Annotated in this window: 15 protein-coding genes; all 15 read left to right on the top strand. The window is 73.7% G+C overall.

Features of this window, described 5'->3' with window-relative positions:
* Nucleotides 1-5,018: Ig-like domain-containing protein (locus tag ACFWEK_RS03810; RefSeq protein ID WP_430553148.1), on the top strand; the 5,018-nt coding region annotated here is incomplete at its 5' end.
* Between the two features lie 55 nt (nucleotides 5,019-5,073).
* Nucleotides 5,074-6,045, top strand: coding sequence for an AAA family ATPase (locus ACFWEK_RS03805; protein WP_430548120.1), 972 nt, complete (start codon nucleotides 5,074-5,076; stop codon nucleotides 6,043-6,045).
* Entirely contained in the window at nucleotides 6,042-7,334 is a 1,293-nt protein-coding gene (locus tag ACFWEK_RS03800; RefSeq protein ID WP_430553147.1) for a DUF58 domain-containing protein, read from the top strand. The genes ACFWEK_RS03805 and ACFWEK_RS03800 overlap by 4 nt, the downstream gene beginning before the upstream one ends.
* On the top strand, nucleotides 7,331-9,826 hold the full coding sequence (locus ACFWEK_RS03795) for a transglutaminase family protein (RefSeq protein WP_430548122.1): 2,496 nt from the start codon (nucleotides 7,331-7,333) through the stop codon (nucleotides 9,824-9,826). Before ACFWEK_RS03800 ends, ACFWEK_RS03795 begins: the two co-directional genes overlap by 4 nt.
* Nucleotides 9,823-11,421, top strand: a complete 1,599-nt coding sequence (locus ACFWEK_RS03790; protein ID WP_430553146.1) for an RDD family protein — start codon at nucleotides 9,823-9,825, stop codon at nucleotides 11,419-11,421. The genes ACFWEK_RS03795 and ACFWEK_RS03790 overlap by 4 nt, the downstream gene beginning before the upstream one ends.
* On the top strand, nucleotides 11,418-12,281 hold the full coding sequence (locus ACFWEK_RS03785; RefSeq protein ID WP_430548124.1) for a PP2C family protein-serine/threonine phosphatase: 864 nt from the start codon (nucleotides 11,418-11,420) through the stop codon (nucleotides 12,279-12,281). The genes ACFWEK_RS03790 and ACFWEK_RS03785 overlap by 4 nt, the downstream gene beginning before the upstream one ends.
* Nucleotides 12,278-14,080, top strand: coding sequence for an FHA domain-containing protein (locus ACFWEK_RS03780; protein ID WP_430553145.1), 1,803 nt, complete (start codon nucleotides 12,278-12,280; stop codon nucleotides 14,078-14,080). The genes ACFWEK_RS03785 and ACFWEK_RS03780 overlap by 4 nt, the downstream gene beginning before the upstream one ends.
* 7 nt (nucleotides 14,081-14,087) lie before the next feature.
* Nucleotides 14,088-15,767, top strand: coding sequence for a serine/threonine protein kinase (locus tag ACFWEK_RS03775; protein WP_430553144.1), 1,680 nt, complete (start codon nucleotides 14,088-14,090; stop codon nucleotides 15,765-15,767).
* The gene (locus ACFWEK_RS03770; RefSeq protein ID WP_430548127.1) at nucleotides 15,767-16,462 is read left to right on the top strand and encodes a hypothetical protein; all 696 of its coding nucleotides are present in this window, start codon (nucleotides 15,767-15,769) and stop codon (nucleotides 16,460-16,462) included. Before ACFWEK_RS03775 ends, ACFWEK_RS03770 begins: the two co-directional genes overlap by 1 nt.
* A 1-nt stretch (nucleotide 16,463) precedes the next feature.
* A complete protein-coding gene (locus tag ACFWEK_RS03765; RefSeq protein ID WP_430553143.1) occupies nucleotides 16,464-20,945 on the top strand; it encodes an FtsK/SpoIIIE domain-containing protein in 4,482 nt (1,493 codons plus the stop codon).
* Between the two features lie 121 nt (nucleotides 20,946-21,066).
* Entirely contained in the window at nucleotides 21,067-21,351 is a 285-nt protein-coding gene (locus ACFWEK_RS03760; RefSeq protein ID WP_430548129.1) for a WXG100 family type VII secretion target, read from the top strand.
* A 135-nt stretch (nucleotides 21,352-21,486) separates the two neighbouring features.
* Entirely contained in the window at nucleotides 21,487-22,737 is a 1,251-nt protein-coding gene (locus ACFWEK_RS03755; RefSeq protein WP_430553142.1) for a hypothetical protein, read from the top strand.
* Between the two features lie 32 nt (nucleotides 22,738-22,769).
* Nucleotides 22,770-23,246 (top strand): LpqN/LpqT family lipoprotein, encoded by a 477-nt coding sequence (locus tag ACFWEK_RS03750; RefSeq protein WP_430548131.1) that lies wholly within the window; start codon nucleotides 22,770-22,772, stop codon nucleotides 23,244-23,246.
* Nucleotides 23,243-24,016 (top strand): hypothetical protein, encoded by a 774-nt coding sequence (locus tag ACFWEK_RS03745; protein WP_430548132.1) that lies wholly within the window; start codon nucleotides 23,243-23,245, stop codon nucleotides 24,014-24,016. The genes ACFWEK_RS03750 and ACFWEK_RS03745 overlap by 4 nt, the downstream gene beginning before the upstream one ends.
* Nucleotides 24,017-24,038: 22 nt before the next feature.
* Nucleotides 24,039-24,683, top strand: coding sequence for a hypothetical protein (locus tag ACFWEK_RS03740; RefSeq protein ID WP_430548133.1), 645 nt, complete (start codon nucleotides 24,039-24,041; stop codon nucleotides 24,681-24,683).
* The last annotated feature ends 40 nt before the right edge of the window (nucleotides 24,684-24,723 follow it).

Below are 24,723 nucleotides of genomic sequence, written 5' to 3'. Positions count from 1 at the left end.
TCCCGGAGAACGACGAGGGCGAGAAGACCGAGTCCGAGGAGACGACGCCGGAGCAGGTCGACCAGTTCGTCGCCGACCGCGACAAGAAGAACCGGCCCCCGCAGGCGAAGGACGACTCGTTCGGCGTCCGGCCCGGCCGCACCACGGTGCTCAACGTGCTCGGCAACGACGTCGATCCCGACGGCGACGTCATGACCGTCCGGGTCGACGGCGAGCCGACCGGTGACGCCGAGGTGGACCGGGTGCTCGACGGCGCCGCGCTGCAGGCCGACGTGCCCGCGGACGCGACGGGGAGCACCACGCTCACGTACGAGGTCGACGACGGCCGCGAGGGCGGCACGGACACCGCGAAGGTCACGCTCACGGTGGTGCCGGACTCCGAGAACGACGCCCCCACCCAGACGGGCGAACCGGTGCTGCGGGTCGGCCAGGACGGCACCGGCAGCATCAAGGTGCTGCCGTACTTCCGCGACCCCGACGGCGACGACCTCTTCCTCTCCCACGCCAGCACGGGCGACCCGAAGGACGAGGTGCGCTCCCGCCCGGACGGGACGATCGAGTTCCGCGACGGCGGGGCGGCCACCGGCCGCAAGATCGTCGACGTCACGGTCTCCGACTCCCGCGGCAAGCCGGTGGAGGGCACGCTGATCGTCGAGGTCGTGGCGACGAACGAGCCGCCGGTGGCGGTGCAGGACCACGTCACGGTGCTCGCCGGCCAGCCGGTCACCGTGCGGCCGCTCGAGAACGACACCGACCCGAACGGCGACCCCCTCCGGCTCGTGCACGTGGCCGAGCAGAAGGGGCTGTCGATCGCGAACAACCTCAACGCGGGGATGTTCACGGTCCAGGGCGACGAGCCCGGGTCGTTCGACGTGACCTACCAGGTGAGCGACGGGCCCAACTCGACGATGGGGCTGGTCCGGGTGGACGTCGTCGCTCCGCCGGAGGACGAGGCCCCGCCGGTGGTGGTCTCCGACCAGGTGCTGCTGCCGTCGGACGGGTCCGCGCTGCTGGACGTGCTGGCCAACGACACCGACCCGGCGGGCGGCGTGCTCGTCGTGCAGTCGGTCACCGTGCCGGACGACTCGCCCGTCGACGTGGCGGTGCTCAACCACGACGTCCTCAAGATCATGGAGAAGCAGCGGCTCGACGAGCCGGTCACCTTCGACTACACCGTCGCGAACGGCAGCGGGTCCTCGACCGGCCAGGTGCGCGTGGTGCCCATCCCGGCCCCGGACACCCTGCGGCCGCCGGACGCGGGCGCCGACGAGGCGATCGTCCACACGGGCGACGTCGTCACCGTCCCGGTGCTGGACAACGACACCCACCCCGACGGGCTGGACGTCGAGCTGAACGACGAGCTGCAGGAGGAGCCCGAGGCGGAGCTCGGCGAGGCGTTCGTCTCCGAGGACACCGTGCGGTTCAAGGCGGGCTCCGAGGCGGGCACGGCCCACCTCGTCTACGAGGTCCGCGACAGCAACGGGCAGAAGGACTCGGCGCAGGTCACCGTCACGATCAAGGACGACGCGGAGAACACCGCCCCGCAGGTGCCCGACACCGAGACGCGGGTGCTCAGCGGCAAGACGGTGCGCATCCCGCTCGCGCTCGACGGCACCGACCCCGACGGCGACCAGGTCACGCTGAGCTCGATCGCCGGCGCCCCGGAGCAGGGCACGGCGACGATCGTGGACGGCTTCGTGGACTACACGGCGGCCGAGGGTGCAGCGGGCTTCGACTCCTTCACGTACCAGGTGACCGACACCCGCGGGGCGGTGAGCCAGGGCACCGTGCGCGTGGGCATCGCCGCGCCGCCGGAGACGAACCAGCCCCCGCAGGCCGTGGACGACGAGACCACGGTGCGGCCGGGCCGGACCGTGGCCGTGCGGGCGCTGGAGAACGACAACGACCCCGACGGCGACGAGATCGGCCTCGTCAAGGACGGCTTCGACGGGCTGCCGGACGGGCTGACGCCGAAGGCGGTCGAGGACGACATCGTCCTCGAGGCCCCCGCCGACGAGGGCGCGACGGCCTTCTACTACACGGTCCAGGACGCCTTCAAGGCGCGCTCCACCGGGTCGGTCACGGTGACGGTGGACGCCGACGCACCGCTGCTCCGGCCGGTCGCGAAGGACGACGTGGTGACGGCGGAGCAGGTCCGGGACGCGTCGACGGTCACGGTGGACGTGCTCGGCAACGACGTCGACCCCGACGGCGTGGCGTCCGACCTCGAGGTCTCCGTCGACCAGGGCGCGAGCGGGGTGACCGTCCGGGAGGACGGCCAGGTGCAGGTGGCACTGACGCCGCGGGCGCAGGTGATCACCTACACCGTCACGGACGTGGACGGGCTGCAGGCCAAGGCCTTCGTGCGGGTGCCGGGCGACCAGTCGCGGCCCTACGTGAAGCCGGGCTCGACCCCGCTGCAGGCGGTCAGCGGTGAGCCGCTGACCGTCGAGCTGGGCAAGCTCGTCGTGGTGCGGGACGGCCGGGAGCCCCGGATCACGGAGGAGTCGACGGTCGAGGCCACCGAGGGGGCCGCGGTCGTGCAGGACGCCGACACGATCGAGTTCACGTCGAGCGAGGACTTCGCCGGGTCGGCGTCGGTGAGCTTCGAGGTGACGGACGGCGACGGGCCCGACGACGAGGAGGGCAACAAGGCGGTGCTCACGCTGCCGATCGACGTCGTGCCCTCGACGAACCAGCCGCCGAAGGTGGTCGGCTCGCCGACCCTCGAGGTCGCGGCGGGCGAGGACAGCACCGTCGACCTGTCGCGGTACGTCAAGGATCCGGACAAGGACACGCTGACCTTCGACGTCGAGAGCCCGAAGGGCGTCACGACGTCCGTGTCGGGCGGCACCGTGACCGCGCAGGTCGAGCCGTCGGTGCCGAAGGGCACGAAGCAGGACGTCGCGTTCACCGTGTCCGACGGCAAGAACCCGCCCGTCAGCGGCAACCTCGAGGTCGCGGTGGTGGGCTCCACCCGCCCGCTCGTGCAGACGACGCCGGACAAGGTGCCCGACGCGCACCAGGGGGAGCCGGTGACGATCCCGGTGCTTGAGAACGACACCAACCCCTTCCCCGGCGAGGACCTGACCGTCGTGGGCGCGTACGGCGAGACCGGCTCGGGCAAGGTGTCGTACGACGACCGGAACATGATCATCACGCCGGACGAGAACTTCCACGGCGTGCTCACCGCGCGCTACACGGTCCAGGACGCCACGAAGGACCCCGACCGCCAGGTCGACGGCACCGTGACCCTGACCGTCCTCGGCCGGCCGGAGCCGCCGCGCGCGCCCAAGGTCGAGGAGGTGCGCTCCGGCACGGTCGTGCTGAGCTGGGAGCAGCCGAACAACAACGGCGCGGACATCACCGGCTACACGCTGCACGCCTCCGACGGCAAGACCCAGGAGTGCACCACCACGACCTGCACCTTCGACGGGCTGACCAACGACCTGGAGTACACGTTCACGGTCACGGCGACGAACGAGGTGGGCGACTCGGACGAGTCGGCGGCGTCGAAGAGCGCCCGGCCGGACGAGAAGCCGGACGCGCCGGCGGCCCCGACGCTGGAGTTCGGCGACGAGCAGCTCACGGTCACGTGGACCAACAAGGACTACAGCGACCGGTCCGCGATCACGTGCGTCAACCTGGAGATCAGCCCCGCGCCGGCCGACGGCAGGATCCAGAAGCCGTGCGTCGAGGGAACCTCGACGGTGTGGGAGGGGCTGACCAACGGCACCGCGTACACGGTGCGGGTGCAGGCGCTGAACAAGGCCCCGGACCCGTCCGACTGGGGCGAGGCCTCCTCCCCGGAGACCCCCGCCGGCCCGCCGGCGGCACCGGCGGCCCCGACGGCGAGCCGGGTGGACACCGCGGTGGGCGGGCAGACCACGGTGAGCTGGGAGCAGCCCGACACCAACGGTGCCCCGATCGAGAAGTACTACCTCGACATCTACGAGGGGGGGACGAAGAGCCGCACGGTCGAGGTGAGCGGCAGTTCCCGGTCGCAGGTCGTCGAGGGCCTCAAGACATCCGCGACCTACACGTTCAAGGTGCGGGCGCAGAACAAGGCGGCGATCTCCGAGGCCAGCCCGGCGTCCAACGCGGTCGTGCCCTACGGCACGCCGACGGTCCCGGGGAACGTGCAGGCCGCGCTCGGGTCGAACACGAGCGGGCGGGCGGACGTGAGCTGGAGCGCCGCGGCCGAGTTCCGCGGGCCGAAGCCGTACTACCAGGTGCGGGCCAAGGGCTCCGGCGCGCGGAACGTCGGCAACGTGACCTCGTACACGTACGACGGGCTGTCCAACGGCACTGCGTACACGTTCGAGGTGCAGGCCTGCAACGAGTACACCTGCTCCGCCTGGTCGGGGAAGTCGGGCTCCGTGACCCCCTTCACCACGCCGGGCACCCCGCGGGTGAGCTGGAGCGGGACCAAGAACGGCTCGGGGCGCGTGGACGACGGGTCGTTCTCGATCAACGCGCCGAGCAGCAACGGCGGGCGCGCCGTCGACAAGATCGAGTACAAGCTCACCGGCAGCGCGTCCGACAGCGGCACCAAGACCTCGTGGCCGGCGTCCGTCGGGGTGCCGACGGGCTACAGCAAGAGCTACACGCTGCAGGCCCGCGCCCACAACGAGGCCGGGTGGGGCGCCTGGGAATCGGTCACCGGGCGGACGGACGCGCCCCCGCAGCCTCGCGCCACGGTGTCCAAGGGCAGCCGGACCGGGGTCCAGGACGGCTGCTCGTCCGGCAACTGCAACTACTTCAAGGTCACGGCCAAGGACTTCGACGCGGGAACCCACCGCATCGAGTGCTGGTCGGGCAACAACCCCGACTCGAACGCGGGCTGGCACAACATCATCATGTCCGGCTCCAAGGTGTGGACCACGCCCGGCGGCCCCGGCTTCGACAGGAAGCTGGGGGCTGACACCACGATCCAGCTCGACTGCTACTACGGCTACGACGGCACCCAGGTCGCCGTGGTGATCGACGGCGAGCGATACGCCGCGACCACCTGGTGACCCCGTCCAGCCGGACCACGACTCCCCGAGACAACGAGCACGAAGGAACACCGAGATGACGATGACCCCCGAGCAGGCGACCTGGTTTGCCCAGACGTTCGAGCGCCTCGTCGGCAACGTGGGGCAGGCGGTCCTGGGCAAGGCGCCCGTGGTGCGCCTCGCGCTGACCTGCATGCTGGCGGAGGGCCACCTCCTGCTGGAGGACGCCCCCGGCACCGGCAAGACGGCGATGGCGCGCGCCATCGCGGCGTCCGTGCAGGGCTCCCACAACCGCATCCAGTTCACGCCGGACCTGCTGCCGTCCGACGTCACCGGCGTGACGATCTACGACCAGCGCACGCACGAGTTCGACTTCCGCCCGGGCCCGATCTTCGCGTCCATCGTGCTGGCCGACGAGATCAACCGTGCCTCGCCGAAGACGCAGTCGGCGCTGCTGGAGGTCATGGAGGAGGGCCGGGTCACCGTGGACGGCACCACGCACGACGTGGGCCGCCCGTTCATGGTGATCGCCACGCAGAACCCGATCGAGCAGGCCGGCACGTACCGCCTGCCCGAGGCGCAGCTCGACCGCTTCCTCATGAAGACGTCGGTGGGCTACCCGGACCACGCGTCCACGGTGGAGATCCTGTCCGGCGCGTCGGTGCGCGACCGCAGCCAGGCGCTGCAGCCGATCATCACGACGCAGGCCGTCACGGAGATGGCGACGCTCGGCTCGTCGGTGCACACCGACTCCGCGGTGCTCGAGTACGTGAGCCGCCTCGCGGAGGAGACCCGCAACGCGCCCGAGGCCCGGATCGGCGTGTCCGTCCGTGGCGCGCTCGCCCTGGTGCGGTGCTGCAAGGTGTGGGCGGCCGCGCACGGCCGCAACTACGTGCTGCCGGACGACGTCAAGCAGCTCGCGCAGCCCGTCTGGGCCCACCGCTTCGTGCTGGACCCGGAGGCCGAGTTCACCGGCGCCCGCGCGGAGGTCGTCCTCGCGCGCATCCTCGCCGACGTCGCCGCGCCGCAGGAGCGCGCCGCGGTATGACCTCGACATCGACCCCGGCGTCCCCGGCCCCCGCGGCCGCACGGGACACCGCCGGGAACCGGCTCGGTCGCGGGTGGGTGCGCGCGTCCTCGGCCGTCGGCGCGCGCTGGGCGGCCCTCGTGCGGGCGTGCGCCCCGGTGACGCAGGCGTTCTCGACCTTCGGCGTGGCCGTGCTGATCGTGTGCGTGGGCGCGTGGGTGGCCGGGCTCGCCCTGGGCTGGCTCGAGGTGCTCGTGGGTGCGGTCGTGCTCACGGTGACCCTCGTGGCGGCCATCGGCTTCGTCCTGGGGCGCCTGCGGTACGAGGTCGCGCTCACGCTCACGCAGTCGCGCGTGACCGTCGGGGACCCGGCCGTGGGGCGCCTCGACGTCCGCAACGGCGCGGCGCGGCCGATCCTGCCGTCCGTGATGGAGCTGCCCGTGGGCCGCGGGACCGCCGCGTTCCCGGTGCCGCGGCTGCGCGGCGGCGGCACGCACGAGGAGATCTTCCGCATCCCGACCCGACGTCGGGGCGTCATCACGGTCGGCCCGGTGAAGTCGGTGCGCGCCGACCCGATCGGGCTGCTGCGCCGCGAGGTGACGTGGACGGACGAGCAGGAGCTGTTCGTGCACCCGCAGGTGAAGAACCTGGCCGGGTCGTCGACGGGCTACCTGCGCGACCTCGAGGGTCGTGTCACGACCGACATCACCGACTCCGACGTGTCGTTCCACGCCCTGCGCGAGTACGTCGCGGGCGACGACCTGCGGCACATCCACTGGAAGACCACGGCCCGCACGGGCACGCTCATGGTGCGCCAGTTCGAGGAGACGCGGCGCTCGCACCTCGCGGTGCTGCTCTCCACGCGGGCCGAGGACTACGCGAGCGAGGACGAGTTCGAGCTCGCGGTGTCGGTGTGCGCCTCCCTCGGCCTGCAGGCCATCAAGGAGGACCGCGGGGTCACCGTGCTCGTGCAGTCCGGCAGCCTGCGCGGCGACCACCACACCCGGCTGCTCGACGACCTGTCCCGCGTGGAGCTCGAGCCGTCGCGCCGCGCGCTCGTCGACCTCGCCCGCGCCGCGGGGAGCTCCGCCGCCGACGCGTCCGTGATCGCGTTCGTGCTCGGCAGCCGGGTGACCCCGACGGAGCTGCGGTCCGCGTCCGCCCGCCTGCCCGCGGGCGTGAACGTCATGGCGATCCAGTGCGTGCCGGGGGCGAACCTGTCGCGGCACACCATCGCGGAGGTCGGCGTCCTGACCCTCGGACGGCTGGGCGACCTGCCGATCGCGCTGAAGAAGATGAGCGAGACATGAACGACGAGACCACACGCGGCGGGCGCCGGGCCTGGTCCGGTGAGGGCGCGGGCGACGACTCGCTGCGCACCGGCACCGGGCTCGGCCGCGGGACGACCCGCCGCAAGGAGGCGTCGCGCCCGCGCGCGACGTCGCCGCTCGCCCTGGTCGACCTGGCCGCGCTGGTGGTGCTGCTCGCGGCCGTCGCCGTCGGCTTCGGGCCGGTGTGGGGGTCGGCGGGCTACGTGCTGCCCGCCGCCGGGGGCGCCGTCGTCGGCCTGGCGGTCGCCTGGCTCGGCGCCTGGCGCCGGTTCCCGGCCGTGCTGGTGCTGGCCGTCGCGGTGGTCGCGTACCTGCTGTTCGGCGCGGTCCTCGCGCTGCCGCAGGACGCGATCGGCGGGGTGCTGCCGAGCCTGCAGACCCTCCAGGACCTCCTGATCGGCGCGGTCGAGGGCTGGAAGCAGTTCATCACCACGGTGCCGCCGATGAGCTCGTTCCCCGAGCTCGCGGTCGTGCCCTATCTGCTGATGCTGCTCGTGGCGCTCACCGCCGGCACGATCGCCTGGCGCGCCCGGCACGCGGTCTGGGCGATGGTCCCGGTGCTGGCCGGGTTCGTCGGCGTCATCCTGCTCGGCACGCTCGACGCGGCGCTGCCGGTGGCCCAGGGCATCACGATCGCCCTCGTCGGCCTGCTGTGGGGCGGCGTCCGGGCGATGGAGGCGCGGGTCGGGACCCACTCGATCAGCACCGAGCAGAGCGAGGAGGCCACCCGCCGCCTGCGCTGGTACCGGGTGCGCACGGGCGCCGCCATCCTCGGCGTCGCGGCCGTGACCGCGGCCTTCGCGGCGCCGGCGATCATGCCGGCCCAGCCGCGGTCGGTGCTGCGCGAGACGATCGTGCCGCCGCTCGACCTGCACCAGTACGCGAGCCCGCTCGTCGGCTTCCGCCACATCGTGAAGGAGCAGCGGGAGGACGAGCTGTTCACGGTGAGCGACCTGCCCGAGGACGGTCGCGTGCGCCTGGCCGCGCTCGACCGCTACGACGGGGTGGTCTACGACGCCTCCGGGACCGGCGGCGACACCGGCGTGTACAGCCGCGTCGGCACGACCATCGCGACCGCCCAGGAGGGCACGCCGCAGCGCGTCGACGTGACCGTGACGGGGTACGACGGGGTGTGGGTGCCGCAGTTCGGCGCGCTCACGGGCCTCACCTGGACGTCCGCGAACGCGCGCGCCCAGGACGAGGGCTCCTACTACAACTCGACCACCGGCACGGTGCTCACGACCGCGGGCGTGCGCCCCGGCGACACCTACAGCCTGGACACGATCGCCACGGAGGAGCCGTCCGAGGACGCGCTCAAGAAGGCGACGATCGTGGGCGCCGAGCTGCCCGAGACGGATCCGTCGTCCCTGCCGCCGGGGCTGCCCGCGAAGGCGGTGCAGTTCGCGGGGGAGGAGACGGACCCGGCCACGAAGCTGTTCCTCATCCGCGACGCCCTCGCGGCGTCCGGCGTCCTGTCCAGCGGGCTCGAGGGCCAGTACCCGTCGCGCCCCGGCCACTCCGCGGAGCGGATCGACACGCTGGTGCAGCAGGAGAAGATGGTGGGCGACGACGAGCAGTTCGCCGTCGCGCTCGCCCTCATGGCGCGGCAGGCCGGCATCCCGGCGCGCGTCGTCATGGGCTTCTACCCCGGCAAGGACAGCAACTACACGGCCGGCGAGCCCTGGACCGTGCTGGGCAGCGACGTGCACGCCTGGGTCGAGGTGCCGACCGCGGAGTACGGGTGGGCCGCGATCGAGGCCGTGCCGGAGCAGAAGCCGCAGATCCAGCCGGAGCCCAAGTCGGAGCAGGTGCCCAAGCCGCCGGTGCTCCAGGAGCCGGAGCCGCCGGAGGAGCCCGAGCGGGTCGAGGCCGGCACGGTCGAGGACGACGAGGAGGAGGCCGAGAACGAGGCCTTCGACTGGCGCCTCGTGGGCCTGGTCGTGCTGATCGTCGGGATCCCGCTGCTGCTGATCGGCGGCCCGATCGTCGCGATCCTCGCGTACAAGGCGCGTCGTCGGGCCCGACGACGCACGGCCGACGACGCCGCCGCCCGGATCAGCGGCGGCTGGCACGAGGTCGTGGACGTCGCCACCGACCTGGGCAGCACCGTCCCCCCGTCGGCCACCCGCCGGGAGAGCGCGTACCTGATCGCCGAGCAGTACCGGGCGCCCGGTACGCTCGCTCTCGCCCACCGCGCGGACGCAGGCGTCTTCGGGGAGGGCGAGCCCAGTGCCACGGAGGCGGACGACTTCTGGCGCGAGGTGGACGAGCTCGTCGCGGGGGTGCGGTCCGGTGTCGATCGGCGCCGCCGGCTCTTCGGGGCCCTGTCCCTGCGGTCGCTGCGTGCTCGCGCGACGTGGCGGCCGGGGCGGGCGCTCGGTCGGTTCGCGCGGGACGTCGGCGCCAAGGTCTCCGGGGTCGGTTCGAGGATCGTCTCCAGGGACGGCTCCAGGAGCAAGGAGAAGAGATGAGTGACGTGCAGTGCGCCGGCTGCGGGTCCACGCAGCGGGCGGGCGCGCCGTTCTGCGCCGTGTGCGGGCGCGAGTTCCCGCGCACGGGCAGGCCGGTCGGGGCGCCCGCGGGCCCGCCGCGGGGCGCGTTCGACGCCGCGGCCGGCGTCGCCGGCCCGGGGGGTCCCGCGTCCCTGGTGCACACCGGCACCACGGAGCCCGAGATGATGACGGCCACCCAGGTGCCCGCGTACCTGGGGTCCTCGACGGCCGAGCCGGAGGCCGCGCCCGTGTACGCGCACGTGGGTCGCCGCATCGTCGCGTTCCTGCTCGACGGCGTCGTGGCGGGGGTGCTCTTCGGGATCGTGTACGGCATCGGGTTCTCGACGATCGACCTGCCGTCGGGCGTCATCAGCTCGTCCGACCCGCGGTTCGCGGCGCTCGCCACCCAGATCCTCACCGTGGCGGGCCTCGCCTCCGCGGCGGCGGGCCTGTACTGGCTCGCCATGCTGATCTGGGAGGGCCTGACCGGCAAGACGCTCGGCAACCTGGTCATGGGCATCCGCACACAGGGCGTCGACGGCGGCATGCCGATCGGGGTGGGCCGCGCGCTCCTGCGCTACCTGGTCGTCGCCGCCTGCGGCCTCGTGCCGTTCTTCGGCACGATCCTCGTGCAGCTCAGCCCGCTGTGGGACGGCGGCGGCCGCCGCCAGGGCTGGCACGACAAGGCCGGGAAGGCCGTCGTCGTGGACGCGCGCGCCATGCAGCGTGCCGCGGCCCCGCGCACCGCCAGCTTCGCCCCGGCCTCCGGGGGCCCAGTGGCGGGCCCCGCCGCCCCGCCGTCGGCGCCGTCCGCCGTCCCGCTGGGGGCGGTGGCGGCGCCGCCGACGCCGACGCAGCAGCCGGCGCCGCCGCAGCAGGCGCACCAGCCGGTGAACCAGCCGCCGTACCTGCCGGCGAACCAGCCGCCGTACCAGGCCCCCGCCGGCCCGCCGGCCGGCGTGCCGGACCCGTACGCGGCGCCGGCTCACCAGCCGCTGGCCGGTCCGGCGTCGGGTGCGGGCGGGCTCATCACCGGGGTTCCGGGGTCCGCCGCCCAGCCGCCGGCGTCGTCGGGGCCGCAGCAGGCGATGCCCGACCCGCAGCAGCTCCAGCAGCAGTTCCAGCAGCCGGTCCCGCAGCCCCAGCAGCCCGCCGCGCCCGAGGTGTCGGAGCACACGAGCTTCGAGACGCGCATGCAGTCGCGGGCGCAGCGTCAGGAGCTGCGCCCGGCGCCCGTCGTGGGCGTCGTGCTCGAGCTCGAGTCGGGCGACCGGCACACCGTCGACGGGCCGGCTCGGGTCGGCCGCAACCCGGAGGCGTCGGCGGGCGAGACCGTCACGCTCGTGCGCATCGACGACCCGACCCGTTCGGTGTCGAAGAACCACGCCGACCTGGACGTGGACTCCGCCGGCCTGTGGATCAACGACCGGGGGTCCACGAACGGGACCGTCATCTCCGTCGCCGGCCTGCCGCCGCGCGTGGCCGAGCCCGGCGCGCGCGTCCGGGTGCCCATGGGGGCCACGATCCACGTGGGCGACCGTCGCATCGTCGTCCACCCGGGGAACCCCGCATGACCGACGACGACGCGCTCGTCCTGTCCTGGGGCAGCTCGTCGCACGTGGGGCGCCGGCGCAAGGTCAACGAGGACGGGTACCTGGCCGGCGCGGGCGTGTTCCTGGTGGCGGACGGGATGGGCGGTCACGACGCGGGCGAGGTCGCCAGCGCCGTCGCGCTCGACACGCTGAGCCCGCTGCAGGACGAGCCGCGGGTGGACGCCGACCGGGTGGCGGAGCTCGTCGCCCTGGCGCAGTCGCGGGTGCGGGCGATCGACACCGGCCCCTCGGGGCGCGGTGCGGGCACGACGCTCACCGGCGCGCTGGTCTCCGAGCAGGACGACGTCCCCTACTGGCTGTTCGTGAACGTGGGCGACTCGCGCACCTACCTGATGTCGAGCGGCGTGCTTGACCAGGTCAGCGTGGACCATTCCGAGGTGCAGGAGCTGGTGGACGCGGGGATGCTCACGGTGCAGGAGGCGCGGCTGCACCCGCGCCGCAACGTCGTGACGCGGGCGCTGGGCGCGGACTCCACGCCCACGCCCGACTTCCGGTACGTCCCGGTCGCCGCCGGCGACCGGGTGCTGGTGTGCTCCGACGGCCTGACCGTCGAGCTCACCGACGAGCGGATCGCCCGGGTGCTCCTGGAGCACCCGGACCCGCAGCGGGCGGCGAGCCGGCTCGTGGACGAGGCTGTCGCGGCGGGAGGCCGCGACAACATCACGGTCGTGGTGGTCGACGTCACCCACGCGGTGGACGACGACGAGACCGCGACCAGCCCGCGGGGCGGGCAGGTGCTGGACGACGAGGACACGATCCCCACGCCCGAGGGCGCGTGGGGCCGGGCCTCGATGACCGGGGGGCAGGAGGTCGACGCATGATGACGGTGGGATACGTCGAGGGCACGGCGCAGGCGGTCGTACGGGGGGACACCGTGCTGCTGCTGCCGCAGCCCGTGGAGCCGGAAGTGGTCACGCGGCTCTGGGAGGCGCTCGAGGCGCCCGAGCAGGGCGGGGTCGTGTCCGTGGTCGGGGCGCTGACGGACGTCGCGGGGAGCCTCACCGCGGTGCCGCCCTTCGCGGTGGTGACGCTCGACGCCCGCGCGCGCGAGGCACGTGTCGCCGTGCGCGGGACGTCCGCCGCGGTGCGGGTGCGCGCGGGGGGCGGCGACGTGGAGGTGTCCGGCGTCGGCGTGCTCATGTGGGCCGAGCGCGTGGTGGAGGACGTGGCCGCGGTCGAGCTGGCGCTGGACCCCGGCCCTGCCGTGGACGGCCCGGTCTGGCCGCTGCAGGGCGGGGTGGTCCGCGCGGCGCTCCTGCGTCGGACGCTGGACGGCAGCGACGTCGCCGGCGTGACGCCGGCCTCGACGTCGGCCGTTCCTGCACCGGTCGAGCCGGCAACGGTCGAGCCGGCACCGGTCGTTCCGGCCCCGGTCGTTCCGGCCCCGGTCGAGCCGCTCGCCGCGCTCGGGGGCGGCGACCCGGACGCCTGGCCACTGCCGGGCCAGTCGAAGCTGCGCGCCCCGGCGCCGCCGGCGGTCGTCGCGGTCCCTTCGCAGGAGACGTTGATCGGGGGCGCCGACGGCCTCCCGCTGCCGATCGCGACGGTCTCGGCGCCCGACGTCGGCGGGGCCGGTGACGCGTCGGACGCCGCCGGCCAGGACGGGCCCGTCGACGGGGCGCCGGACGCCGGCGACGAGACGCCCGCGCCGACGGACCAGGAGCAGGGCGAGCCGCACGCGGACACCGTGCTCGGCGGCGACGGGGACGACTACGACCACCTGTTCGGCGACACCGTGTTCCGCAGCGTCGAGGACGCGGCGGTGCGGCTCGCGGGCGACGAGGAGGGCGAGGACGACGCGGAGGCGTCGCCCGGGCCCGCGGCGGTCCCGGAGCCTCCGGCACCGGAGGCGCCCGCTCCGGAGGCGCCTGCTCCGGCGGGCCCGCCCGCGCCCCCGGCGCCGTCGGACGGCGGGCTGATCGCGTCGGTCCCGTTCGGCCCCGGCGTCCCCGGCACCCCGGCGGCCGCGTCCCGTGCCGCCTCCGTGCCGGCGGAGCCCCTGGCCGGGCCGCCCCCGGCACCCGCCGGGCCCGTCGACGACCACGACGGCAACACGATCATGACCTCGGACCTGGCCGCGCTGCGCGAGGCCGCGGGCACCGCGCTGCCGCAGTTCGGCGCACCCGCGGCCCCCGGGGCCCGGGAGGTCCTGGCGCTGGAGTGCCCGCAGGGCCACCCCAACCCGCCGACCCGGCAGCAGTGCCGCACCTGCGGCGTCGCGCTGGACGGCGACCCGGCGCTCGCGCCGCGGCCGCCGCTGGGCCGGGTCCGGATCGGGTCGGAGGACGGCGCGCCGGCGGGGGAGGACCAGGTGGTGGAGCTCGACCGCGACGTCGTGGTCGGGCGCCGCCCCCGGTCCAGCACGACGTCGGCGGACCGCATGCCCCGGATGGTCACGGTCCCGAGCCCGCAGAAGGACATCTCCCGGTCGCACGTCCAGGTGACGCTCGAGGAGTGGCACGTGCTCGTGGAGGACCTCGCCACCACCAACGGCACCGTCCTGCTGCGCCCGGGGCAGAAGCCCCGGCGCCTCCACCCGAACCAGAAGGAGATCGTCGTCGACGGCGACGTGCTGGAGCTCGGGGACGGCATCACGCTCGCGTTCGAAGGGATCTGGTGACTCCTCGATGAGCAGCAAGCGGGCACCCTCCGCCCCGCCGGAGATCCCGGGCTACACCTATCGCAAGGTCATCGGCACCGGCGGCTTCTCCGACGTCTTCCTCTACGAGCAGCACCGGCCGCGCCGCCAGGTGGCGGTCAAGGTGCTGCTCAAGGAGTGGTCGAACGACACCCAGCGCGCGGCGTTCGACGCCGAGGCCGACCTGATGGCGACCCTGGGGAACCACCCGTCGATCGTCACGATGTACGAGGCGGGGGTCGCCCCCGACGGGCGGCCCTACCTCGCGCTCGAGTACTGCTCGCGCCCGAACCTCGGCGCGCGCTACCGCGCGGAGCGCATGTCGGTGCCGGAGGCGATGCGCACGACGATCCAGATCGCGGGCGCGGTCGAGACGGCGCACCGCCTCGGCATCCTGCACCGTGACATCAAGCCGGCGAACATCCTGGTCACCCAGTTCGGGCACCCGGCGCTCACCGACTTCGGCATCTCCTCCACCGTCGACTCGGCGTCCGTCGCGGAGGGCATGTCCATCCCGTGGTCGCCGCCCGAGTCGTTCGGCGACCCGCCGGTCAGCGGCATCGCGACGGACGTGTGGGCCCTGGGCGCCACCTGCTACACCCTGCTCGCGGGGCGGACGCCGTTCGAGGTGCCGGGCGGGTCCAACTCGTCGGCCGACCTCATGGGCCGCATCGCGACCACCCCCCTGGCGGAGATCGGGCGCGGCGACGTCCCCGAGTCGCTGGAACGGGTGCTGCGCATCGCGATGGCGAAGCGGCCGGGGTCGCGGTACCCGACGGCGCTCGCGTTCGCGCGCGCGGTGCAGCAGGTGCAGGTCGAGCTGGCGCGCGACATGACTCCGATCGACCTCCTCGACGAGGCCGGGTCGGTGCTCGAGGACGAGGACGAGGCCGAGGGCACCCGGATGAACCGGGTCCGGGCGATCGACCCGGAGCAGCGCAGCACGCCGCCGGGGCCCGCCGTGGCGTCCGTGCCCTTCGCGCCGGTCCAGGCGCCGCCGTACCCGACGGCCGCGCCGGCCGCTCCCCAGGGCACGTCCCTGGCCACGGAGTCCGCGTGGTCGGCACCGGCCACCGCGTCGCCCTCCCTGGGGCGGGTGCCGACGGTGGACGCGGCGGGCCAGCTGCCCGACGCGTCGGTGGACGAGACGGTCTTCCGCACGGAGCGTCCGGCGGCGACCGCGACCGACGACGACAGTGCCGCCGAGGCGCCCGCCGCGTCGCGCTGGGCGTGGCTGCTCGTCGCCGTCGGGTCGGTCCTCGTCCTCGGCGTCGGCGGCCTGATCTGGTGGCTGAACCGCGACGCCGGGACCGAGCCCGCCGTGGCCGACCCGGGGGCCACGCAGACCGCGGCGCCCGCCGACCCGCTCGGCGGCTACGTGCCGCCGGTGCAGGACCTGCAGGCCGTGGTCGAGGGCGACGAGGTCATCGTGACCTGGGAGCCCCCGCGCGAGGCGGAGGAGGGCGACGAGTTCGGCTGGAAGCAGCTCTCGCTCACCTCGGAGTCGCAGTACACGACGACGGACGAGACGTCGGCCAGCGTCCCGGCAGACCCCGGCAAGGACGTGTGCGTGCAGGTCGTGGTGATCCGGGACGGCAGCAGCCTGTCGCAGACGGAGCAGACCTGCGTCACGGCCGGGGCCGACGCGAGCGAGGGGGCGACGGGCTGATGGGCGAGCTGGCGATCGAGTTCTGCGGCGAGTGGTTCCGGCCCTCGCCCGAGGTGCCGTTCGACATCGGTCGCGAGGGCGACCTGGCGATCGACGACAACCTGTACCTGCACCGCCGCTTCCTCCGCGTCACCTGCGACGACGACATCTGGTGGCTCACCAACGCGGGGTCGAACATCGCCGCCACCGTGAGCGACGTCCGGGGCGGCGTGCAGTCCTGGCTGCCGCCCGGTCACCGCCTGCCGATCGTGCTGCCGCACACGGCGATCGTCTTCACCGCCGGCCCCACGACGTACGAGCTCACCGTCTCCCTCAGCGACGCGCCGTACTACGAGGTGCACCCGGAGGACCCGGGCAGCGGCGACACGACGATCGGCGCGGTGCAGTTCACCGTGAGCCAGCGCCAGCTCATCGTCGCGCTCGCGGAGCCCATGCTCCGGCGCGAGGGCACGGGCCTCAGCGAGATCCCGTCCAGCGTCGACGCGGCGCGGCGGCTCGGCTGGGCCACCACGCGCTTCAACCGCAAGCTCGACAACGTCTGCGACAAGCTCGACCGGATCGGGGTCAAGGGGCTGCGCGGCGGCCCCGGGGGCGCGGCGACCAACCGCCGGGCGCGCCTCGTCGAGCACGCCGTGACCTCCCGCCTGGTCACCGCCGACGACCTCCACCTCCTCGACCAGAAGGACGACGCCTGACGTGCGCATCAAGCTCACCCTGCACCGGTCGGACGACTCGTCCGTCGACGTGGCGGTCACGGCGGACGCCACCGCCAGCGTCCGTGACGTCGCCGAGGCGCTGTACTCCGGCGACCCCGGTCGCCGCGGCGCGGCCGCCCCGGAGAACCTGACGCTCCAGGTCGTGGGCGACGGCACGGCCCAGCACACCGTGACGGCCGGGAGGGTGCTCACGCCGACCAGCGACCTGGTGCAGGCCGGTCTGCGGTCCGGCTCCGGGGTGTCGATCGTGCGGCTCTCCGACCAGTTCGTGCATGCCGGGCAGGACCGCGGGGCGGCCGTCGCCGTCCTGCGCGTCCTCGAGGGCCCGGACGCCGGGCGCGAGTTCCACCTGCCCGTGGGCACCTCCTACCTCGGCCGCGACCGGGGCATGGACATCCGGCTGCAGGACGCCCAGGTCTCCAAGCGGCACGCGCGGATCATCGTGGGGGAGCAGCTCGAGATCCACGACCTCGACTCCGCGAACGGGCTCGAGATGGGCGGCAAGCGGATGACCCGCTCCGTCCTCACGTCGTCGGACACCGTGACCGTGGGCCAGAGCGTCGTGTCGGTGGTGTCCCTGCACCGTTCGACGAGCCTCCCGCCCACCAGCCCCGTGGTGGAGTTCAACCGCTCGCCCCGCGTCGTCGCGCGGTTCGGCGAGCGCAAGATCACGGCGCCCAAGCCCCCGAAGCCGGTGCCTCCGGGCCGGCTCCCGTGGATCCCCATGATGGCGCCCGCCCTCATGGGCCTGGTGATGTTCGCGTTCTTCAACAACCCGCGGATGCTCGTGTTCATGTTCATGAGCCCGCTGATCATGCTGGGCGTCTACTACGACCGGCGGATCGCGCGGAAGAAGGACTTCGAGCGGGCGTCGGAGCTGTTCGAGGAGGCCGTCACCGCCACGCAGGAGCGGATCGCCCGGACGCACGCCGTCGAGCGGGCGGTGCGCCTGGCCGAGGTCCCGTCCCTCGCGGAGTCGCTCGACGCCGTGCGCCGCCTCGGCGGGCTCATGTGGACCCACCGGCCCGAGCACCGCGGCTTCCTCACCCTGCGCCTCGGCATCGGGGCCGCGCCGTCCCGCACCGAGTTCACCGAGCCGCGGGAGAACGAGGCGATCCCGGAGCACTGGGAGAAGGTGCTCGAGCTGCAGTCGCGCTGCTCCGTGATCGACGACGTGCCCGCCGTCGCCGCGCTGCGCTACGGCGGCAACGTCGGCCTCGCCGGTCCGGCCGGCATGGTCGAGTCCGTGGCGCGCGCCGCGCTGCTGCAGATGGTGGCGCTGCACTCGCCGTCGGAGGTCGTGCTCACGGCCCTGACGTCGCACCGCTCGCGCGAGGACTGGGAGTGGCTGCAGTGGGTGCCGCACACCGGCTCGCCGCACAGCCCGCTGGGGACCTCGGACCACCTGGCCGCCGACCCGGGCCGCGGCCTCGCCCTGCTGACCCGCCTCGAGGAGCTCATCGAGGCCCGCGGCATCAGCCTGGACGGGCCGCCGCCGCTGGAGACGGAGCGGGACCCCGAGAAGGACCGCGGCGAGGCCGCGCCCAAGCCGGTGCTCCCGGCGGTGGTGGTGCTCGTCGAGGACGACACGCCGCTCGAGCGGTCGCGGCTCGTGCGGCTCGCGGAGCGCGGCCCCAAGGCGAACGTGCACGTCGTGTGGGTGGCCCCCACGGTGGAGCAGCTGCCCGCCGCGTGCCGGACGTTCGTGCTGCTCGACGCCCAGGAGGGCGCCGGCTCCGGCATGACGGGCGAGGTGCACTACGGCCGCCTCGCGTTCCCCGTGCGCTGCGAGGCGGCGGACCTGGCCACGGCGGCCGAGGTGGCCCGCATCCTGTCCCCGGTGGTCGACGTCGGCGCGCCCGTGGACGACGAGTCCGACCTGCCCCGCTCGGTGTCCTACCTGGCGCTGGCGGGCACGGACCTCGGCTCCGACGCGGCCGGCGTCGTCGAGCGGTGGCGCGAGAACCTCTCGCTCACGCCGCGCGACGGCTCGCCGCCGGTGCGCCGCAAGACGCCGACCAACCTGCGCGCGCTCATCGGGCACAACGGCGTCGAGCAGTTCTACCTGGACCTGCGCACCCAGGGCCCGCACGCCCTGGTCGGCGGCACCACCGGCGCCGGCAAGTCCGAGTTCCTGCAGTCGTGGGTGCTGGGCATGGCCGCGGCGCACAGCCCCGACCGCGTCACGTTCCTGTTCGTGGACTACAAGGGCGGCGCGGCGTTCGCCGACTGCGTCCACCTGCCGCACACGGTGGGCCTGGTCACCGACCTGTCGCCGCATCTCGTGCGGCGGGCGCTGTCGTCGCTGCGGGCGGAGCTGCACTACCGCGAGCACCTGCTGAACCGGAAGAAGGCCAAGGACCTCGCGTCCCTGGAGCGCACGGGCGACCCGGAGGCGCCGCCGAGCCTCATCATCGTGGTGGACGAGTTCGCGGCGCTGGTGGGCGAGGTCCCCGAGTTCGTGGACGGCGTCGTCGACGTCGCCCAGCGCGGCCGGTCCCTCGGCCTCCACCTCATCCTCGCGACGCAGCGCCCCGCGGGCGTCATCAAGGACAACCTGCGCGCCAACACCAACCTGCGCATCGCCCTGCGGATGGCCGACGAGTCGGACTCCAAGGACGTGCTGGGCGACAAGATGGCGGCGCACTTCCCGCCGTCGATCCCCGGTCGCGGCGCGGCCAAGACCGGCCCCGGCCGGCTCACGACCTTCCAGACCGGCTACGCCGGCGGCTGGACGAAGGACGAGCCGGAGCCGTCCCAGATCGACGTCGAGGAGATGGACTTCGGCACGGGACGGCGCTGGGAGATGCCGACGGTCGCCCGGTCGGACGACGACGGGGACCCGGGCCCCAACGACATCGCGCGCATGGTGGCGACGATCCGCCACGCGGCGACGAGCGCGGGCGTGCCCGCGCCCCGCAAGCCGTGGCTGGAGGAGCTGGCCGCCACCTACGACCTGGCCCTGCTGCCCAACCCGCGCACGGACTCGCGGCTGCTGCTCGGCGTGCGGGACGACCCGCACGGGCAGGCCCAGCCGACCGTGCACTACGAGCCGGACGTCGACGGCAACCTCGCCGTGTACGGCACGGGCGGCACCGGCAAGAGCACCACGCTGCGCACCATCGCGGTGACCGCCGGGCTCACGGCCCGCGGCGGCCCCGTCCAGGTGTACGGCATCGACTGCGGCTCCGGCGGCCTGTCGATGCTGGAGAGCCTGCCGCACGTCGGCGCGGTGATCTCCGGCGACGACGAGGAGCGCGTGTCCCGCCTCATGCGGCGGCTCACCGAGCTGCTCGACGAGCGCTCCGCGCGGTACGCGGAGGTGCGGGCGAGCACGATCGACGAGTACCGCCGCATCGCGAACCGCCCGGACGAGCCCCGCATCATCGTGCTGGTCGACGGCATCCAGTCGTTCCGGGACAGCTACGAGATCTTCGCGGGGCGGGGGTTCTCGGTCTACGGCGCGTTCTCCCAGCTGGCGACCGACGGCCGCCCCGTGGGCATCCACCTGGTGATGTCGGGAGACCGGGCCGTGGCGGTCCCGCCGGCGCTCGCCTCGACCGTGCAGAAGCGGATCGTGCACCGCATGGCGCGCGAGGACGACTACATGATGCTCAACGTCCCGAAGGACGTGCTGACGCCCGCCTCGGCGCCGGGCCGCGCGATCATGCACGGCCAGGAGGCGCAGATCGCGGTGCTCGGCGGAGACCCGAACGGCGCCGTGCAGTCGCGCGAGCTGGCGAAGCTCGAGCAGACCATGCGGCGCATGGGCACGGTGCAGGCCCCGGGCGTGGCACGGCTGCCCGACAACTTCGCGCTGGACACGCTGCCGGTGCGCACGGGCGAGCTCGCGACGATCGGTCTGCGCGACCTCGACATCGCGCCGGTCGGCCTGCCGATGCGCTCGCCGTTCATGCTGGCCGGTCCGCCCGGGTCGGGGCGCACGACGGCGTTCGTCACGCTCGCGACGGCGCTGCGGCGCCGGGGCGGCACCCGCCTGGTGTACCTGTCGTCGCGGCGCACGAGCCTGGGCGCCCTGGACCTGTGGGACCAGCAGGCGGCCAACCCGGAGGACGTCGTCGAGCTCGTCAAGGAGCTCACGGAGGTGCTCGACTCGGAGCGGGTCGCGCCCGGCGGGCTCGCGGTGATGATCGAGAACTACACCGAGCTCACGGGCACCCCCGCCGAGAAGCCGCTCGAGGCGTTCGTGAAGCTCGCGGTGCGCAAGGAGCACTTCGTCCTCGGCGAGTCGGAGTCGTCCACCTGGTCGAAGGCGTTCACGCTGGCCGGCCCGTTCAAGTCGGGGCGCAACGGCATCCTGCTGACGCCCGGCGACACGGACGGCGACACCCTGATGAACACTCCGCTCGGGCGCATGCGGCGCAAGGACTTCCCGCCCGGCCGCGGGTTCCTCATCACGGCGGGTCGCGCCGTCAAGATCCACGTGGCCCTGCCGGGCTGACGGGAGCAGGGCGATGGGGAGGTCTCCCCATGTCCCGACGTCGCGGGCTCTGGTTGAGTGAGCGGCGTCGAAACGTGAAGAGGTTGTCCGTAGGGGGCAGCCATGAGTGAAGGAGCATCACATGGTCGCAGAGGGTGGCAACGTCTTCGGTCTTGACGTCGAGGCAGTCCGGAGCCTGGCGAACGTTCTGCGGGAGCAGGCGGAGCAGGTGCGCACGACGGTGACCACGATCACGTCGCAGATGGGTCAGACGGAGTGGAACGGTCCGGACGCGGTGCAGTTCCAGGAGGAGTGGGACGGGACGCACTCGGCGAAGCTGAACGAGATCGCGTCGGCGCTGGACGGGTACGCCACGACGGCGGACAACAACGCGTCGCAGCAGGAGGACACCTCGAACTCGTACTGAGTTCGGGTGGGTCCCCGTCGCGGGGACGAACGAGGGGTGCGGCACCACGGCAGCGGTGCCGCACCCCTCGAACGCTGGGTCGGTCGAGTGGTGCGGATCCCGGACGGACGTCCGGTGGGGTGTTGAGGAGGAGCTGTGGGCGAAGGGATGTACGGCGCCGATATCGAGGCGCTGCGTCTGCTCGCGGACAAGATCGCAGAGGGCGGCACCACGCTGGAGGGCGTCATCACCGCCGTCGAGGGTGCGATGCCCGGTCCGGAGGGCTGGGACGGGCCCGACGCGGAGGGCTTCCGCTCGGAGTGGGGCGACACGCACGTCGTGCTCCTGCGCGACACGGCGAACCTGCTGAGCGACGTCGCGACGAGGGCGCGCGAGAACGCGGACGAGCAGGACACGACGTCGAACGACTACACGGGCTTCGGCGGGGCCACGGGCAGCGGCACCGGGAACGCCGGCGGTGGCGGTGGCGGTGGCGGTGGTGGTGGCGGCGGGGTCGGCGACGAGGAAGAGGAGGGCGGGGAGAACCCGCTGTCCTCGCCCGGGGCCGACCCGACGCGGACGCCGACCGATACCACCGACCCGAACTACAACTGGACCGACGGGTACGAGGGCGGGCAGCACCGTGGTCCCTCGTACGAGTCCGAGGTCCAGATCCGGACGGGCGAGAACGGCACCGACGGCACCGGCGAGGGCAACGGCGACGGCACCGGCAACGGCAACGGCAACAGCGACCTGACCAGCTCGGAGAAGGGGAACGTCGGCGAGACGCTCCTCGAGGGGGAGACGGGCGGCTTCGTCGGGTACGAGGCGGGCGCCGAGGGCGAGTTCGGCTCCGAGGACGGCTTCCACGGCTCGGGCGAGGCGGGTGTCGCCGCCGGCGCCGGGTACGACGCGTCCGGTGAGGTGAGCGTCTCGGAGAACGGCCTCGTCGCGGAGGGTTCGGTCGGGGCCAGCGCCGGCGTGAGCGCGAACGCGAGCGGCCAGGTCGGCGTCGGGGAGCACCTGACCGCCGAGGGCTCGGCCGACGCGCTCGTCGGCGCGCGCGCCGAGGCCACCGGCGGGGTGTCCGTGGGCCCGCACGGCCTGGGCGCCAGCGTCGGCGTCGACGCCTTCGCGGGCGCCGAGGCGGGCGTGGACGGCTCCGTGAACATCGCGGGCGCGCAGGTGGGCGCCGGCGCGGAGGTCTACGCGGGCGTCGGTGTGACCGCCAACGCGGACGTCAACGTCGGCTGGGACAGCGTGGGCGTCGACCTGGAGCTGGGTGCCGCGCTCGGCGTCGGTGCCGGCTTCGACGTCTCGTTCGACTGGTCGCCGTCCGAGACGGTCGACGCGATCGGTGACCTCGGTGGTGACTTCGTCGACGGGATCACCGGTGGATGGTGGTGACCCGGAATGGCTGCGACTGATTGGATGAGGACATGAGCACAGTCACCTACCCGAGCGAGACGTTCCCGGGTTTCCCGGAGATCTCGATGGACTGCCCGGAGGGCTGGGTGCCGCACCCGGTGCCGGCCGCACAGCTCGCCATCGTGCAGCAGCGACCCGACGGGGAGTTCCGCCCCAACGTCGTGGTGGTGATGCAGCGGCTCAGCGGTGACCAGACGATCGAGGAGGTCATCCAGCAGGCTGTCGAGCGGCTGGAGGCGACCCCCGGGTACGAGGAGGTCGGCCGTATCCGCACGACGCTCGCCGGAGCGCCCGCGGCCCGGATCGAGGGCGCGTGGTCGACGGAGGAGACCGGCACGGTCGCGCAGGCCCTGCGGATCGCCGTCATCGAGCACGACGGCGTCCGGGACGTCGTCGAGGTCACGGGGACGTGCGCGGGCTCGCAGGCCACGGAGGTCTGGCAGACCGTCCGGGCCATCCAGGACAGCGTCGAGCTGGTCACCCGATGACGGCCGGGGACCAGGGAGTCCAGCGCTTCGCGGTGGTCAGCCGCGTCGTCGTGCTCGTCGTCGGCATCGCCCTCCTGGCGTTCGGCGCCCTCGCGCTCGCCTCCGGCAGCACGGTGCTCGGCATCGCGCTGATCGTGGTGGCGGCGCTGCTCGTCATCGCCCGAGGGGTCTGGACCGCGGTGCGCGGCACGCGCGCCGTGGAGGCCGGTCGGGAGAAGGCCCAGGTGCCGGCCGCCCCGGTCGTGGCGCCGGGCGCGGCGTCGCCCGTCGACCGGGTCGTGGCCGACCTGGTCGGGATGAACAGCGACGGCCTGCCCTACCGCATCGACGCGACGCGGTCGGGGGACGACGTCCAGGTCGAGGTCCGCTGGAAGTCCGAGGAGCTCCGCTGGAAGACGCTCTTCGTCCGCGGGCGGGTAGCGTACGCGTGGCGCATGGAGCTGACGCTCGACCCGGCGAAGGCGCACTACAAGTTCACCGAGTACTCCGGGACGGCGTCGACCAGCGCGGGCTTCGGCCCCGGCGGCGTCTACGCCCGCGGCGACTGGAACTGGAAGCGGGGAAAGACGGCGTTCCAGACGTCGGCCTCGTTCCGCGAGGGCGCCGACGGCCAGATCGTCGTCGCGGACGCCAGCGGGGCACGGTCCTCCTGGGAGGGCGCGACGATCATCCGCCCCGCCGACGCCAAGAAGCCGGTCTTCACCGTGCTGCGCCACCACGGCTGGCGTCCCCGGGTCGACTGGGCCGGCTCGCGCATGTTCGAGAAGTAGCCCCACCCATCGAAGGACACCTATGAAGCAGATCCGCACCCGACGTCGCGCGCGCCTCGCGCTCGCGGCCCTGATCGTCGCGCCGGCCCTGGCCGCGTGCTCGTTCTCGGCCGGCGACCTCGAGCCCGTGGGGGGCGACGCCGAGGCGTCACAGCCTGCCGAGGAGTCGGCGGAGCCGTCCGAGCCCGCTCCCGAGGAGACGGCGGCCGCCGAGCTCACGACGATCCACGCCGAGCACATCGCGGCGCGCGTCCCGGCCGACTGGCAGCAGGTCGGTGACGCGGACGGCTGGTCCTACGTGCACCAGAAGGCGAACGACGCGGGCGGCGTCGCCGGTCGGGTCGGCTTCATGCCCGGCGGTTCCGAGATGACCGCTCAGGAGTCGGTCGACTGGTACATCAGCCAGGTCGAGGGCAAGGGCGTGACGGACGAGAACTACGCGCCCGTGACGACGCTCCGCGACGAGCCGGAGCGCGCGAACACCTCGTACACCTACTCGTCCGGCGGCGAGACGTACACCTCGGTGGTGTGGGGTCTCGTGGACGGCAACGGCATCCCGTCGCTCGTCCAGCTGTCCGGCACCCAGGACATCATGACGGAGGACTTCGTCACCGGGTTCGACCAGTCGCTCAACCTCAACGGCGACTGGGAGGGTAAGGCCGGCTGACCGGCCCCGACCGCGCGCAGGGGCGGTGCGACCTCAGGGT

This window comes from Isoptericola sp. NPDC060257 (assembly GCF_042726645.1).
Lineage (GTDB): Bacteria > Actinomycetota > Actinomycetes > Actinomycetales > Cellulomonadaceae > Isoptericola > Isoptericola nanjingensis.
Note: the sequence above shows the minus strand (reverse complement) of the source record. Positions and strands in the feature narration are given on the sequence as shown.

Bases quoted from the DNA above. Each gene is read 5' to 3' on its own strand.
- ACFWEK_RS03805 (WP_430548120.1), top strand. From the start codon at position 5,074: ATGACGATGACCCCCGAGCAGGCGACCTGGTTTGCCCAGACGTTCGAG.
- ACFWEK_RS03800 (WP_430553147.1), top strand. From the start codon at position 6,042: ATGACCTCGACATCGACCCCGGCGTCCCCGGCCCCCGCGGCCGCACGG.
- ACFWEK_RS03795 (WP_430548122.1), top strand. From the start codon at position 7,331: ATGAACGACGAGACCACACGCGGCGGGCGCCGGGCCTGGTCCGGTGAG.
- ACFWEK_RS03790 (WP_430553146.1), top strand. From the start codon at position 9,823: ATGAGTGACGTGCAGTGCGCCGGCTGCGGGTCCACGCAGCGGGCGGGC.
- ACFWEK_RS03785 (WP_430548124.1), top strand. From the start codon at position 11,418: ATGACCGACGACGACGCGCTCGTCCTGTCCTGGGGCAGCTCGTCGCAC.
- ACFWEK_RS03780 (WP_430553145.1), top strand. From the start codon at position 12,278: ATGATGACGGTGGGATACGTCGAGGGCACGGCGCAGGCGGTCGTACGG.
- ACFWEK_RS03775 (WP_430553144.1), top strand. From the start codon at position 14,088: ATGAGCAGCAAGCGGGCACCCTCCGCCCCGCCGGAGATCCCGGGCTAC.
- ACFWEK_RS03770 (WP_430548127.1), top strand. From the start codon at position 15,767: ATGGGCGAGCTGGCGATCGAGTTCTGCGGCGAGTGGTTCCGGCCCTCG.
- ACFWEK_RS03760 (WP_430548129.1), top strand. From the start codon at position 21,067: ATGGTCGCAGAGGGTGGCAACGTCTTCGGTCTTGACGTCGAGGCAGTC.
- ACFWEK_RS03750 (WP_430548131.1), top strand. From the start codon at position 22,770: ATGAGCACAGTCACCTACCCGAGCGAGACGTTCCCGGGTTTCCCGGAG.
- ACFWEK_RS03745 (WP_430548132.1), top strand. From the start codon at position 23,243: ATGACGGCCGGGGACCAGGGAGTCCAGCGCTTCGCGGTGGTCAGCCGC.
- ACFWEK_RS03740 (WP_430548133.1), top strand. From the start codon at position 24,039: ATGAAGCAGATCCGCACCCGACGTCGCGCGCGCCTCGCGCTCGCGGCC.